The organism is Streptomyces sp. HUAS 15-9, assembly GCF_025642155.1.
In the GTDB taxonomy this organism is placed as follows: Bacteria; Actinomycetota; Actinomycetes; order Streptomycetales; family Streptomycetaceae; genus Streptomyces.
In genome coordinates this window covers 4,149,847-4,163,733 of record NZ_CP106798.1, presented here as the reverse complement: position 1 = coordinate 4,163,733, position 13,887 = coordinate 4,149,847, and the positions used below count along the sequence as shown (strand labels likewise).

Annotated in this window: 11 protein-coding genes, 1 tRNA gene and 1 riboswitch; of the genes, 6 read left to right on the top strand and 6 right to left on the bottom strand. The window is 71.2% G+C overall.

The window, feature by feature from the left end:
• Window positions 1-81: 81 nt before the first annotated feature.
• On the top strand, window positions 82-1,170 hold the full coding sequence (locus tag N8I87_RS19130) for an ATP-grasp domain-containing protein (protein WP_411577253.1): 1,089 nt from the start codon (window positions 82-84) through the stop codon (window positions 1,168-1,170).
• A complete protein-coding gene (locus N8I87_RS19125) occupies window positions 1,167-1,454 on the top strand; it encodes a chorismate mutase family protein (RefSeq protein ID WP_263210355.1) in 288 nt (95 codons plus the stop codon). Before N8I87_RS19130 ends, N8I87_RS19125 begins: the two co-directional genes overlap by 4 nt.
• A gap of 176 nt (window positions 1,455-1,630) precedes the next feature.
• Here N8I87_RS19125 and N8I87_RS19120 read toward each other — a convergent pair whose 3' ends face one another.
• Both N8I87_RS19120 and N8I87_RS19115 read right to left on the bottom strand, forming a co-directional pair.
• On the bottom strand, window positions 1,631-2,257 hold the full coding sequence (locus N8I87_RS19120) for a GTP cyclohydrolase II (RefSeq protein ID WP_263210353.1): 627 nt from the start codon (window positions 2,255-2,257) through the stop codon (window positions 1,631-1,633).
• Between the two features lie 103 nt (window positions 2,258-2,360).
• Window positions 2,361-2,876: a MarR family winged helix-turn-helix transcriptional regulator gene (locus N8I87_RS19115; RefSeq protein ID WP_263210352.1), complete on the bottom strand. Its 516-nt coding sequence runs from the start codon at window positions 2,874-2,876 to the stop codon at window positions 2,361-2,363.
• Between the two features lie 85 nt (window positions 2,877-2,961).
• On the opposite strand from N8I87_RS19115, the gene N8I87_RS19110 reads away from it, so the two are divergent.
• The 3 genes from N8I87_RS19110 (at window position 2,962) to N8I87_RS19100 (ending at window position 5,737) form a co-directional block, all read left to right on the top strand.
• On the top strand, window positions 2,962-4,098 hold the full coding sequence (locus tag N8I87_RS19110) for a dihydrofolate reductase family protein (RefSeq protein ID WP_263210351.1): 1,137 nt from the start codon (window positions 2,962-2,964) through the stop codon (window positions 4,096-4,098).
• A 49-nt stretch (window positions 4,099-4,147) separates the two neighbouring features.
• Window positions 4,148-4,221 (top strand) — tRNA-Met (locus N8I87_RS19105).
• Between the two features lie 308 nt (window positions 4,222-4,529).
• Window positions 4,530-4,687, top strand: a riboswitch (cyclic di-AMP (ydaO/yuaA leader).
• A 9-nt stretch (window positions 4,688-4,696) separates the two neighbouring features.
• Window positions 4,697-5,737 carry a M23 family metallopeptidase gene (locus N8I87_RS19100; protein ID WP_263210350.1) on the top strand — a complete coding sequence of 347 codons (1,041 nt, stop codon included), beginning with the start codon at window positions 4,697-4,699 and terminating at the stop codon, window positions 5,735-5,737.
• A 121-nt stretch (window positions 5,738-5,858) separates the two neighbouring features.
• Here the strand turns inward: N8I87_RS19100 and N8I87_RS19095 are convergent, their stop codons facing one another.
• The 4 genes from N8I87_RS19095 to N8I87_RS19080 form a co-directional block, all read right to left on the bottom strand.
• Entirely contained in the window at window positions 5,859-7,193 is a 1,335-nt protein-coding gene (locus N8I87_RS19095; protein WP_263210349.1) for a PrsW family intramembrane metalloprotease, read from the bottom strand.
• A gap of 10 nt (window positions 7,194-7,203) precedes the next feature.
• The gene (gene trmB / locus N8I87_RS19090; protein ID WP_263210347.1) at window positions 7,204-8,028 is read right to left on the bottom strand and encodes a tRNA (guanosine(46)-N7)-methyltransferase TrmB; all 825 of its coding nucleotides are present in this window, start codon (window positions 8,026-8,028) and stop codon (window positions 7,204-7,206) included.
• Between the two features lie 42 nt (window positions 8,029-8,070).
• The gene (lhgO, locus tag N8I87_RS19085; protein ID WP_263210346.1) at window positions 8,071-9,288 is read right to left on the bottom strand and encodes an L-2-hydroxyglutarate oxidase; all 1,218 of its coding nucleotides are present in this window, start codon (window positions 9,286-9,288) and stop codon (window positions 8,071-8,073) included.
• A 179-nt stretch (window positions 9,289-9,467) separates the two neighbouring features.
• The gene (locus N8I87_RS19080) at window positions 9,468-10,889 is read right to left on the bottom strand and encodes an NsdA family TPR-like regulatory protein (protein ID WP_263210344.1); all 1,422 of its coding nucleotides are present in this window, start codon (window positions 10,887-10,889) and stop codon (window positions 9,468-9,470) included.
• A 694-nt stretch (window positions 10,890-11,583) separates the two neighbouring features.
• Between N8I87_RS19080 and N8I87_RS19075 the strand changes: the two genes are divergently transcribed.
• Window positions 11,584-13,815: an asparagine synthase-related protein gene (locus N8I87_RS19075; protein ID WP_263210343.1), complete on the top strand. Its 2,232-nt coding sequence runs from the start codon at window positions 11,584-11,586 to the stop codon at window positions 13,813-13,815.
• Window positions 13,816-13,887 lie beyond the last annotated feature (72 nt).

Below are 13,887 nucleotides of genomic sequence, written 5' to 3'. Positions count from 1 at the left end.
CAGAAGCCCGCCCTTTTCACCCCAGAGGTCGTCGGACACTGCGCACAGGTCCATCTGATCGACTACCAGGACATCGAGCTGGTGACCCGGCTCGCGCGCACACTGCACGCTGTGCGCCCCTTCGAGCGCATCCTCACCCAGAGTGAGATAGGCCAGTTGGTGGTCGGGCACCTCAACGACGAGCTGGGGCTACAGGGCAACGGCCTCACCGTAATGCGCACGCTCCACGACAAACTCGCCCTGCGCACACTGTTGAACGCCAAAGGCATCGGGCCGGTGGACGTCGTACGGGGAACGAATCGCGATGCTCTCCACCGTTTCGTCGCCGAGCACGGGAGTGCGGTCGTCAAGCCCGTTATGGGATCCGGCAGCCTGGGTGTGCGCAAGATCCGCTCAGTGGCCGAAGTGGACGAAGTCTGGGACTGGCTCTCCTCATTCGGTATCGGCACGTTCATGGTCGAGGAACTCTTGGAGGGCCGGGAGGTGAGTGTCGAGACGTTCTCCTACCGGGGCGAGCATCATGTCCTGGCCGTGACGGGCAAGGAGACCGGCGGCGGGGTGGTCGAACTGGGGCACGTCGTGCCGGCTCCGCTCGGCATGGCGGACCAGCGGGCTGTCGCCGATTTTACCGCTGCCGTCCTCGACACCGTGGGAGTGGCGGAGGGCACCGCACACACCGAGCTCATCCTCACGGCAGCCGGTCCGCGGGTGGTGGAGTCGCACGCCCGGTGTGGCGGTGACCGCATCACCAAGCTCGTCGAACTGTCGACAGGTATCGACATGGAGGAGCTGCCTTTCCACCTGCTGGACACGACGGGCTTCACCGTTCCGTCGCCGGAGGCCAAGGGTGCCGCGGCCATCCGGTTCCTCACGGCTGAGCCCGGCCGTGTCGTGACAGTCGAAGGCGTCGAGAAGGCGCGCGCCCACGAGGCTGTGATCGAGCTCGACGTGAAGGTTCAGGAAGGTGATCTAGTACGCCCCCTGCACTGGTCGGAGGACCGGTGCGGATACGTCCTCGTTCACGCGGCCAGTACCTCCGAGGCCATCGCGCAGGCGGACAAGATCAGCTCCTCGATCGAGATCAGAACGGAAGCCGTCGCCGACATCCCGGAGGTTCACATGAATGACGTGCTCGCCGAAGTCGACGAGATTCTGGACCCCTTCGCATGAGCCCCGACAGCGCGGCGGCGACCCGAGCCCGAGCAGAGAGCGCAGCAGCGACACCGACTCTTGAGGAGCAACGGCACCTCATCGCACGACTCGACGACAAGATCATCCGACTCATTCGTCAACGGAATGTCGAATGTGCGCAGCTTGAGCAGGTACGCCAATCTCTCGGGCAACCGCGTGTGGAACTCTCCTGGGAGAACAGCACGCTCCAGCGTTATCGGAACGAACTCGGCGCACAGGGCACCGACTTCGGGCTACTCCTGCTCAAGATGTCGCGGACGTAGTCGGCGTACGGCTCTGACCAGACGGTTCCGGACACCGAAGCATCGTCCGACTCCCACACCTCATCAGGACCCGTTGATCCATTGGTTGTGGGTTCGAGTCCCACAGGGCCTACGCCATCGCCCCCGGCTCGGAGCACCGTCGAGCTGGGGGCGAGTCCGTGCCGACGCCTTCGGCGTCAGCCCGCGCTGAGTTCCGCCAGCGGCAGCGTGTGCTGGGTCTGCAGGACCTTGGCCCGCAGGTAGCGGACGTTGTGGGCGGTGGTGAAGACGCCCGTCGGGACGCGGTCGTGGACGGTGATGCCGAGGGTGCGCAGCTGGTCGGCCTTGTCGGGGTTGTTGGAGAGCAGGTCGAGTTCCCCGATGCCGAGGGCGCGCAGCATCTGGGCGGCGGCCGTGTAGTCGCGGGCGTCCTCCGGGAGGCCCAGCGCGGCGTTCGCCTCGTAGGTGTCCAGGCCCTGGTCCTGGAGGGCGTACGCGTCGAGCTTGTTGTAGAGCCCGATGCCGCGTCCCTCCTGGCGGAGGTAGAGCAGTACGCCGCCGCGGTCGGCGATGCGCTCGACCGCCTCGCGCAGCTGCGGGCCGCAGTCGCAGCGGGCCGAGCCGAAGACGTCGCCGGTCAGGCACTCGGAGTGCAGCCGGACCAGCGGGACGGGTCCGGGGTCGCCGAGGACGACGGCGATGTGTTCCTGGCCGTCGGTCAGGCCGTGGAAGGTGACGAGTTCGGCGTCGACGCTGTAACCGTCGTGGAAGCGCAGCGGTACCCGGACGCGGGCGCGCGGTGTGGCGGCTGGGGTGTCGGGCATGCGGGTTCTCCGGGTTCAGGAGTTTCAGTTTTGAAGCAGATGCCGGAACCCTACCCCATGCTTTAAATTTGAAGCAACGGATTTGCGGAGTCTGTCCGGTGCGTCACGAACAGGACTTCGGCGACCGGCGCCGCCATGGCACATCGTCCGGCGCGCACCGCGCGTCCTCGCCCTGGAGCGCCTCGGCGATCCCGCCGAAGATCTCCTCCAGCTGCCGTACCTGCTCCGGGCTGAGGTGATCGAAGAGGGAGGCGCGTACGGTCGCCACATGACTCGGCGCCGCGTGGTCCAGCACGGCCCTGCCCTCGTCGGTCAGTACGGCGATGCTGCCCCGCTTGTCGGAGGGGCAGCCCTCACGCCGTACCAGGCCGTCCTTCTCCAGCCGGGTCACGGCGTAGGTCAGCCGGCTCCGGGTGATCTTCGACTTCTCGGCGAGGTCGGTCATGCGCAGGCTGTGTTCCGGCGCCTCGGAGAGGTTGGCCAGGATGGAGTAGTACAGGTGCGGCATGCCGGTGTCCTGCTGGAGCTGCCGGTCGATGGCGTCCTCCAGGAGCAGACTGCCGGCGATGTACGCGCGCCAGGCGCGCTGCTCCTCGGGGGTGAGCCAGCGGGTCGTCATACCGCCAGTGTAAGTTTGTTTCAAACTTGAACCAAGCCCGCACGTCAGTCGCACTACATCAGACCTCGTCAGGGAGAGCGCGCCGATGCCGTACCCGTACGTCCTGTTGTCCGCAGCCGTCTCCCTGGACGGATATCTGGACGACACCGGCCCCGAGCGGCTGCTCCTGTCCAGCCCGGCCGACTTCGACCGGGTCGACGAGGTGCGGGCTTCGGTCGACGCGATCCTGGTCGGCGCCGGCACGATCCGCGCCGACAACCCCCGGCTCCTGGTCAACTCGCCCGAGCGACGCGCCGCCCGCGTGGCCGCCGGCCGGCCCGAGTACCCCCTCAAGGTCACCGTCAGCGGCTCCGGCGAGCTCGACCCGGACGCGAAGTTCTGGCACACCGGCGGCGAGAAGGTCCTGTACACGACGGAGAAGGGCGCCGAGCGCGCACGCGGGCTCGGCCTCGCGGCCGATGTCGTCGCGCTCGGCCCCGATCTCGACTGGGCGACGCTGCTCACGCACCTGTACGAGGAGCGCGGGGTGCGCCGGCTGATGGTCGAGGGCGGCGGCACCATCCACACCCAGCTGCTCCGACAGGGCCTCGCCGACGAACTCCAGCTGGTCCTCGCGCCGCTTCTGGTGGGGGATCCGGCGGCGCCCCGGCTGTTCGGCCCCGGGGGCTACCAGGGCGGGCGGCTCCGGCTCCTGCAGACGCGTCGCATCGAGGACGTCGTACTGATGCGGTACGAGCCGACGGCACCCGGCACCGGGCGGTCCGTCACCGCGGCGGACCGGCACTGGATGCGGATCGCCTGTGACCTCGCGGCGCTGTGCCCGCCCTCGGAGACCGCCTTCAGCGTGGGCGCTGTCGTGGTGGCCGCCGACGGCACCGAGCTGGCCCGCGGTCACTCGCGGGAGGGCGACGACCCGGTCGTGCACGCCGAGGAGGCGGCGCTGGCCAAGATCGACCCGGCCGACCCGAGGCTGGCCGCCGCCACGGTGTACAGCAGCCTGGAGCCCTGCGCCCGCCGGGCGTCACGGCCCGCTCCCTGTGCGCGGCTGATCCTGGACGCCGGGGTACGGCGGGTGGTCACGGCCTGGCGGGAGCCGGACACGTTCGTGCCGGGCGCCGACGGCAGCGGGCTGCTGACGGGCCAGGGCGTGGATGTCGTCGTGCTGCCCGAGTACGAGGACCGGGCCAAGGCGCCGAACCGCCATCTGCCGGCCCTCGAATAAACCTGTGCGCTTGCACCCCTGAGCATGACGTATGCTTGAGGCACACCGACGCGGGGTGGAGCAGCTCGGTAGCTCGCTGGGCTCATAACCCAGAGGTCGCAGGTTCAAATCCTGTCCCCGCTACTCAAGGCTCAGGGCCGGAATCCAGTTCATGGATTCCGGCCCTGGGTGTTTTGTGCGACCAGGCGACGGCCAGGCGATTATCACGAAGAGTGACCGGACGAAAGCCCTCCGCATAACATCTGAGTCACCATCAAAAACGTTGTGACTCGTGTGCTGCGGTCAACTCGCCCGATTTTCATCGGTCGTGGCAGGTAAGTCCCGCAGTAAAAACATTAATGATCAAGCAGAACGGCTTGGAATCTGACAGCTGGGTCTATTAACGTTCGATAACGCAGCGCGGTCGTCCCAGCCGTCACAAGAGTCGGCTCCGTGCGCACGCGCCGAATCCCGCAAGGGAACCGGGGAACCACCACCTTGGGGTGAATCACGCGGATGCCGCCGTGGAGGCACGGCCTGTATGCGCGCGTAGGAGACCTTCCTGCTCCGAACCCGTCAGCTAACCCGGTAGGCGACGGAAGGAAAGGAGTACGCCCGCGTGGCGTCCAACCGGCCTGCCCCCACAGCCCCATTCGTGCCGAGCGAGCACACCGAGTCCTTCGGCTACGGCAGCTACCGCACCGACGAGGGCCCGTGGGAGGAGTGGAACCCCACCGAGGAGTCCCTCAGCCCGGTACGCGGCCGGCACCGCGTCGGCAAGCAGCGCGGCGGCGGACTCGCCCGTAGCTCCACGGTCCTGGGCGTCGGCGTCATAGCAGCCGTCGGCGCGGGCGGCATGGCCAGCGCCAACACCGGCAAGCCGCCGGTGTCCATCTCCATGCCCGACCTGCCCTCCGTCAGCTCCCTGCTCGGCGACAGCACCCCGGACGAGGCCCCCGCCAAGGGCTCCGCGACCGCGCTCAGCAGCGTCGGCACGACCTCCGCCGACCGCACCCAGGGCGCCTCCGACGCCGGTGAGGCGCTGCGCAACCGCATCATGGCCCAGGCCGAGAAGCAGCAGGGCCAGGTCGAGACCAAGGCCGCCGCCGCTGCCGCGGCCGCCGCGGACAGGCAGGTCGCCGCCGCGGCCGCCAAGGCCGAGAAGGAGGCCGCCGCCAAGGCCGCCGACGCCAAGGCGGCGGCGGAGGCCGCGGCCAAGAAGAAGGCCGAGGCCGCGCGCCTGGCCGCGCTGGCCAAGCAGTACACGCTGCCGACCTCCTCGTACACGATCACCTCGACCTTCGGTCAGGCCGGCGCCATGTGGTCCTCCGGCTACCACACCGGCCTCGACTTCGCCGCGCCCACGGGCACGCTCATCAAGGCCATCCACAGCGGCACGATCACCGAGGCGGGCTGGGCCGGCTCCTACGGCTACCGCACGATCCTCACCCTCGACGACGGCACCGAGCTGTGGTTCTGCCACCAGTCCTCGATCAGCGTCTCCGCCGGGCAGAAGGTCAGCACCGGCGACGTCATCGGCCGCGTCGGCGCCACCGGTAACGTCACGGGCCCGCATCTGCACCTGGAGGTCCACCCGGGCGGCCAGGCCACCGGGACCGACCCGATGACATGGCTGCGGGGCAAGGGCCTCAACCCCTGACCCAACCTGTCGAACCCCCGGCGGTCCTGACGGCACCCCCCGACGTCAGGACCGCCGGTCAGGTGTTTGCGGGACCTCTTCCGAGTCGGCGCAGCCGTGTGCCACGCCTGTCCGCTGCGCCCTAAGGCCGATAGGGGTTGTACGCGGGATACGGCGCGGCCGGGTACCCGTACTGCACCGGCATCCCGTACGGCACCTGTGGCCCGTACGGGATCTGCGGCCCGTACACCGGCCGGGGCGGCGCGGACATCCGGGCCGCGTACTCCATCGCCGGACGGGCCACCTGGCGTCGCTTCCACAGCTCGGCCAGCAACTCCCGCTCCCGTACGACGTAGTCGGCCCCCGCGCGGCCCCGGCGCCCGCGATGGCGCAGGAACGCCAGTGCCGTCGCGTCCGCCTCGTACTGCCCCACGGCGCGCGCCGCCTGCTTGCCCAGGTGGTGGCCGGCGTAGTCCCGGGCCATCTGCCGTGCCCGCATCGAGCCGAGCACGAACGGTTCGGCGGGCCCGAGCCACCCGGCGAAGACATACACGGGCAGTTCCTCGCGCACGGTCCGCAGTTCGCGCTGCCGTGTCCAGATCGCCAGCCAGGTCAGCAGCCCGAACGCGGGCACCATGAACGCTGCGTACACCGCGAAGAACCCGTACGGGCCGAAGGTCGAGGAGCCGTTCCAGAACGCGTGCATGCTCATCGCGAGCAGCAGCCCGCCGAGCGGCACCAGCACCCGCCGCACATGCTGCCGCTCGGCGGAGAGCGCGGCGATGCCGAAGCCGATGCCGGTGAGGACGGTGAAGAGGGGGTGCGCGAACGGGGACATCACGACGCGCACGAAGAACGTCGCGGCCGTGACGGAGGCGATGCCGCGGTCGCCGGTCATCTGGTCGGTGCCGAAGGCGGTGCCGAGATAGAGGATGTTCTCGGTGAAGGCGAACCCGGTGGCGGTGACCCCCGCTATCACCACGCCGTCCACGATCCCGGTGAAGTCCCGTCTGCGGAACAGGAAGACGAGGAGTACGGCCGCCGCCTTGGAGGACTCCTCCACGATGGGCGCTATGACGGTGGCGCCGAGGGTGTCGGCGCCGGACGGATCGGCGGTGGTCGTGGCTATCCACCGCGTCGCGAAGCTGTTGGCCACGATGGCTATCAACGCCGCCGCGCAGGCGCCCCAGGCGAACGCGAAGAGCAAGTTCCGCCAGGGCCCCGGCTCGACCCGGTCGAGCCAGCGGAAGGCGGCTATGAGCAGGGGCACGGGCAGCACGGCGAGACAGATCCCGACCAGGAACCCTTCCGTGCCGGTCTGTTCGCGGACCAGGGCGAGGATGACGAGCCCGGAGAGCGCGAGCAGGGTGATGAGTGCCCCGTACCGCACCCATCTGCGCTGCCACCAGCGCGGGTGATGGAGCGCACCGCCGTCGGGGCCGGCGGGGTGCGTCGGATACGGGGGAAAGGTGGTCACGGCATTGACCCTAACGTCGCTGCTGCTCCCGGTGCTGTACGCGGCGGAAGAGCAGATCGTTCACCACATGCCCCTTGTCCAGTCCCTGACCCTCGAAACGGGTCAGCGGCCTGAAGCCGGGACGCGGCGAGAAACCGCCGTCGGGCCGGGTGTTCTCGAAGTCCGGGTGCGCGGTCAGCACTTCGAGCATCTGCTCGGCGTACGGCTCCCAGTCCGTCGCGCAGTGCACGATCGCCCCCGGTCTGAGGCGGGTGGCGGCCAGGTCGAGGAACTCCGGCTGGATCAGCCGCCGCTTGTGGTGCCGCTTCTTCGGCCAGGGGTCGGGGAAGTAGACGCGCAGCCCGTCGAGCGAGTCGGGCGTGAGCATCTCGCGCAGCAGGATGATCGCGTCCCCGTTGCCGACCCGGACGTTGGACAGCCCGTTCTGGTCGCAGAGGTTGAGCAGGTTGCCCTGCCCCGGGGTGTGCACGTCGACGGCGAGGATGTTGAGGTCGGGGTTCTCGGCGGCCATCTGCGCGGTGGCCTCGCCCATGCCGAACCCGATCTCCAGCACCACGGGCTTGTCGTTCCCGAACAGCTCGCCCAGGTCGAGGACCCGCTGCCCGTCGATGTCGAGGCCCCACTTGGGCCACAGCCGCTGCAGCGCGTCCGCCTGCCCCGCGGTCACCCGGCTCCGCCGTGGCTGGAAGCTCCGGATCCGCCGCTCGAAGTGCGATCCGGCGGGATCGGCCCTGGGGCCGTCCGGGAAGCGAGGCTCACCCTTGGCGCGGGTGTGCCGGACGGAGACGCCGGGGACGTGCCGGGGGGATTCGGGGGCGTTCAGGAACTCAGACACAGTGGTGACGATTTTACGCGAGCCGGGACACGGTGAGCCCGGTCACAACGAGCCCAGCACGGCCAGTGCCCGGCGCGCCACAGACCTCCCGATCGGCAGCGAGGCCGTGGCCGCCGGAGACGGGGCGTTCAGCACGTGCACGGCCCGTGCGCCCTCCCGGATCAGGAAGTCGTCGACGAGTGTCCCGTCCCGCAGGACGGCCTGCGCGCGCACCCCGGGGGCCGCCCGCACCAGATCGTCCGGCTGCACGGCGGGCAGCAGTCTGCGCACCGCGTCCGTGAACGCCGGCTTCGACACCGAGCGCCAAAACTCCCCGGCCCCGTAGCGCCAGTGCTGCCGGGCCATCGCCCACGCCCCGGGCCAGGCCAGCGTGCCCGCCACCTCACGCGGCCGTACGACCCCCCAGCCGTACCCCTCCCGGGCCAGGGCGGGCACCGCGTTGGGGCCGACGTGCACGCCCCCGTCGATCCCGCGCGTGAGATGCACGCCGAGGAACGGGAACGCCGGGTCCGGCACCGGATACACCAGGCCCCGCACCAGTGCGGGCCGCGCCAGCTCGTAGTACTCGCCCCGGAAGGGCACGATCCGCACCTCGGGCTCGTCGCCGGTCAGCCGGGCCACCTCGTCGCAGTACAGCCCGGCGCAGTTCACCAGCACCCGCCCGCGCACGATGTCCCCGCCCGCCGTCCGCACGGCGACCCCCAGCTCCGGGCGGCGGTCCACCCGCACGGCCCGTGCCCCGTACCGGATCTCCGCCCCGGACGCCTCGGCGAGCTGCCGTGCGACCCCGGCGAAGTCGGCCACGCCCGTCGTCCCGACGTGTATGGCCGCGAGGCCACGCACCTCCGGCTCGTACTCGGCGATCTGCGCGGCGCCCAGCTCCCGCACCGGAATCCCGTTCTCCCGGCCGCGCTGCACCAGGGCGTGCAGCCGGGGCAGCTCGGAGCGCTCGGTGGCGACGATCAGCTTGCCGGTCACGGCGTGCGCGATGCCGTACTCGGCACAGAACTTCACCATCTCGGCGGCGCCCCGCACCGCGTACCGCGCCTTGAGCGAGCCGGGACGGTAGTAGATCCCGCTGTGGATCACACCGCTGTTGCGCCCCGTCTGGTGCCGGGCGGGCCCCGGCTCCTTCTCCAGCACGGTCACCCGTGTCCCAGGTGCGGCACGTGTGATCGCATACGCCGTCGACAGCCCGACGATCCCACCGCCGACCACCAGCACGTCGCAGTCGTACGCGACCTCCCGCACCTGCACCACCTCCTGGCATCGATAGTGCACTGCGCCACCGACAACGCGTTGAAACCAGGGTGACGACAGCGCCCCGAAAGGGGCGCGGGCCTGTGACACCAGCGGCTCCGCCGCGGGGCGCGACAAGCCGCAGTCAGCCCGCACCCCCAAGCCTGCATCAGCCAGGCAGACGCTCAGGAACCCGGCACCTAGGCGGGAGCCAACAGCGGTCGCGCCCGCTCCCGCAGCTCGACCACGCGCGGTTCGTCGCCGTACGGCTCCAGCCGGTGCAGCAGATCCTTCACGTACTCCGTGGTGCGCGCGGACGATATCCGCCCCGCGACCTCCACGGCCCGCACCCCCTGCTCGCACGCCGCGTCCAGATTGCCCGACTCCAGTTCGGCGACCGCCGAGACGACCAGCCGCAGCCCGTGCGACCGCACGAACTCCTCCGTCGGCTTCGACAGTGCCTGCTCCGTGAAGCGCCGGACCTGCCGCGGTGCCTTCAGATCGCGGTAGCACTCCGCGGCGTCGGCGGCGAACCGGTCGTAGGAGTAGAAGCCGAGCCAGGTCGGGTCGTTGTCGCCCTCCCGGGCCCGCTCCAGCCAGCCCTCGGCGGCCTTCAGGGCCGCGCCGGCCGCCTGTGCGTCACTGGCGCGTGCGTGCGCGCGCGCCTCGACGAGGCGGAAGAAGCTCATGGTGCGGGCGGTGGCCAGACCCCGGTTGCGCTCCACGGCGGCCTGCGCGAGGTCGACGCCCTCGTCGCCGAAGCCCCGGTAGGTCGCCTGAAGGGACATGGAGGCCAGGACGTAGCCCCCGAGGGGGACGTCGGCGGCCGCACGCGCGAGGCGCAGTGCCTGGATGTAGTACCGCTGCGCGGCCTCCTGCTGGCCCGTGTCGAAGGCCATCCAGCCCGCGAGACGGGTGAGTTCGGCGGAGGCCCCGAACAGGGCGCGGCCGACCTCGTCGGAGTACGAGCCGAGCAGCAGCGGTGCCGCCTCCACCCGTAAACACTCGGGCACCATGGACGAACGCCAGTCGCCGCCTCCGTATTTGGAGTCCCAGCGCCTGGCGTCCTCGGCGGCCTCCCGCAGTTTCTGCACATCGCTGTGGCCGACTTTGATCGGTGCGCCGGAGCCCTCGGAGGGGTTTGCGTCCCGTGCGACCGAGCTGTCGGCGGGGGTTATCAGCCAGCGTGAGGCGGGCGTTGCGTATGCGCTCACTGCGAATGATCCGGCCAGGGACTGCCAGATGCCGCCGGAGCCGGCCCGGCGGCCGGCGAGGTCGAGACGGTACAGCTCCGTCGCCGACCGCACCGCCTGTCCTACGTCTCTGGGGAAGGCGAGGCCCACTTCGGGTGCGGGATCCGCGTCCGCCAGGCCGATCTCGTGGAGCGGCACCGGGCGGCCGAGCTTCTGGCCGATCGCGGCCGCGATGAGGTGGGGCGCGGCACCCTGCGGCACCATGCCCTTCGACACCCAGCGCGCGACCGAGGTCTTGTCGTAGCGAAGAGTCAACCCGCGTTGAGCGCCAAGATCGTTGACGCGTCGCGCGAGTCCTGCGTTGCTGATTCCCGCGAGGGCGAGAACGGCGCCGAGCTTTTCGTTCGGCCCGCGTTGCTCCCTGGACATGCGCCACCCCTCGACACAGACGGCTGCCGCGCTGGCATAACCACGCGGCATTCGTAAACCCAGCGTAGTTCGCCGCATCCCAAGCGTTAAGGGGCATTGTTCCGGTTGGCGGGATTGTGGTCCGTACGGAAGTACGGGCCTGTACGCACCGTGCACGGCATGCCGCGACGTGCCCCCGCCCGTGTGGCCGTGCGCCCGTCCGTGCGCTCTTCTCCGGCCATGTCGGGAGCGGTTCCATGGATCGTGCGTGGGTCGGCCCGCTGTACTGGATCCAGTGGGCTGGGGGACACCGCCACCTTCATCCCCGCGGGTGGCGGACCGGTCCGGGAGGCGGTGCCCGCCTCCCGGACTGTGCGCTGTCGGCGCGCCGCGCCGAGCCTGTACGGAGCGTGCTCAAACCCGTTCCCGCGCCCGTGATTTGGCCGAAAATCGACCCTGCCTCTTATGGGTGATTACCGCTCCTACCACGGGACTTGAGGGCGTGAAGGGCGTTTTAGGGGAGCGTTCCGGGGGCGCATTCGAGTCGCAGTTCCCTTGTGTCGTACGGGGGTTCGCTTCTTCACGGGCACGCGCGCGTGGGCGCATTCCATCGGCCGAAGGAGGCGCCGCCGCACCTCAAGGGCGCGTTCTTCATGGCAGCATGGTGAACCGGTTCGTACCGTGCACTGGTTGTCCACAGCCTGTGGAGGCGTCGATGCGGTGGTTGGTGGGATGGAGCAGCGCCGCCGCCGGTGCCGCCGAGATCGGTTCCGCGGGCGCGACAGGGCACGACGGCGAGACCGTGCACCCGATCGGCTCCCAGCTCCTGTGGGGTGACCCCGATCCCCTGTGGGCGGTCGGTGACTGGCGCCCGGACGAGGTGCGCGTGGTCAAGGCCGACGCCCAGAACCGCGTCGCCGTGCTGGGCACCTGCGGTGCCTCCGACGAGGAGCTGCGGCTCGGCCTGTTCACCGCGCGCGGCGGGGCACTTCGGCATCTGACGGCCTGGTCCGGCAGTTACACGGCCGTCGTCCAGGTCGGCCGCCGCGTCACCGTCTGCGGCGATCTCGCCGGCGCCCGCCCGGTGTTCTACACCCCCTGGGCCGGCGGCACCGCGTACGCGACGGCCGCGCTGCCGCTCGCCGACCTCATCGAGGCCAACCTCGACTTCGGCCACCTCGCGGCGCTGCTCGCCGCTCCCGACGTACCGGCCGTGCTGCACGACTCGACGCCGTACGACGGCGTGCGGCGCGTTCCGCCGGGACATGCCCTGATCCTGCGTGCGGGCGCGCGCGAGATCGCCGGGTACGAGCCGGTCGCCTCCCTCGCCGTGGCGGCGCCCTCGGCCGACCCGGACAGGGCGGTGGACGCCGTGCGGGACGCGCTCGTGGAGGCGGTGCGCGCCCGTCTGTCCGCACCCCGGCACGTCCCCGACATCGACCCCGGCCCGGTGCCCGGCATGGGCCCGGCCGAACGGCGTGCCGCGCGCGGGATGCCCGTACCCGGGATCGGCGCGGACCTGAGCGGCGGCCCCGCCTCCGGAACGCTCGCCCTGCTGGCCGCCGGCCTCCCGGGCATGCCGGGCACGATCCTGGGCCACGGCACCGGCGCCGGTGAGCGGCTGCTGGCCGTCACCTTCAACGACCTGGCCGTCGGGGGCCGCGAGGCCGAGCTGGAGCGGGCGGGCAGCCTCGCGTCCAACCCGCGCCTGCACCATGTCGTGGTGGCCGGCGGCGAGGAGGTACTGCCGTACGCCGACCTGGACGGACCGCTCACGGACGAGCCGGCACCCTCGCTGGTCCTGGCGGCCCGGCACCGGGCGCGGCTGGCATCGGGCAGCGCGGACCACTTCACCGGCTACGGCGCCCGCCAGGTCCTGGACGCCCACCCGGCCCGCCTGGCGGACCTGCTGATGGACCGCAAACGGCGCCACCTTGTGCGTCCGGTCGCGGCACTGGCCAAGGCTGACGGTTCGGTGCTGGTCCCCGCGCGCGTGTACAGCGCGGCACGGCGGCTGGCGCGGACGCCGTACCGGGCGGGCGTGGAAGTGCTCGCCGAACGCCTGCTGCGCCGACGGTTCGACGAACCCGGAGGCGCGGTCGGAGCGTCCCTCGCGGCGCTCACCTGGGCCAGACCGGGGCCCGCGGCGCGCTGGCTGACCGGAGAGGCACTGGCTGAAGTATCGGTTCTGCTCCAGAGCTCGGCGAACCGCTCCGGAGTGGGCCCCGGCCAGCGGCCCGGCGACTACCGCGCGCGTGCGGCACTGGCCCGGCACGCGGCGGACATCCGGGTGCTGGAACAGGCCGCCGAGATCCGCTCCCAGCGGCTGCACGCCCCGTTCCTCGACAACCAGGTGGTCCGCGCCTGCCGCGAACTCCCCGAGGCCCTCAGGGTCCAGCCCGGCGCCCGCGCCGCCATCCTCCGTACGGTCCTGGAGGGCGCCGGCGTCACCGACCTCCCGCCCGGCTGGGGCGCCCCCTCCCACGCCTCCTCGGCCGCCGCCGCCCGCACGGGCCTGCGCGTGGCCGCCGACTCCCTCGTCTCCCTCTTCACCACCCCCCTCCTCGCGGAAGCGGGCCTGATCGAGGCCCGCGTGGTCCGCAAGGCACTGCGCGGCGCGGCCGCGGGCGAACCACTGCCGCTGGACGGCCTGGCGGACCTGGTCTCCCTGGAGTTGTGGCTGCGCCGGCTGCTGGCGCGTAGGGGCACGTGCTGGACGGGCACCCCGGCACGCGCGCGTGCGGTTCCGGCGGGGATCACGCCGCAGCGGGGGCGCTGGGGGCGGGGGCTGCCGCGCGGCGGGGGTAGGGCACGGGGCTGCGGTGGATGGCGGCCGGGTGGTCCGCCTGGCGCTGTGCGGTGCGGCTTCGGGCGAGCCGTTGCCGCTGGACGGCCTGGCGGGTCTGGTCTCCCTGGAGTTGTGGCTGCGCCGGCTGCTGGCGCGTAGGGGCACGTGTCGGACGGGCACCCCGGCACGCGCGCGTGCGGTTCCGGCGGGGATCACGCCGCAGCGGGGGGC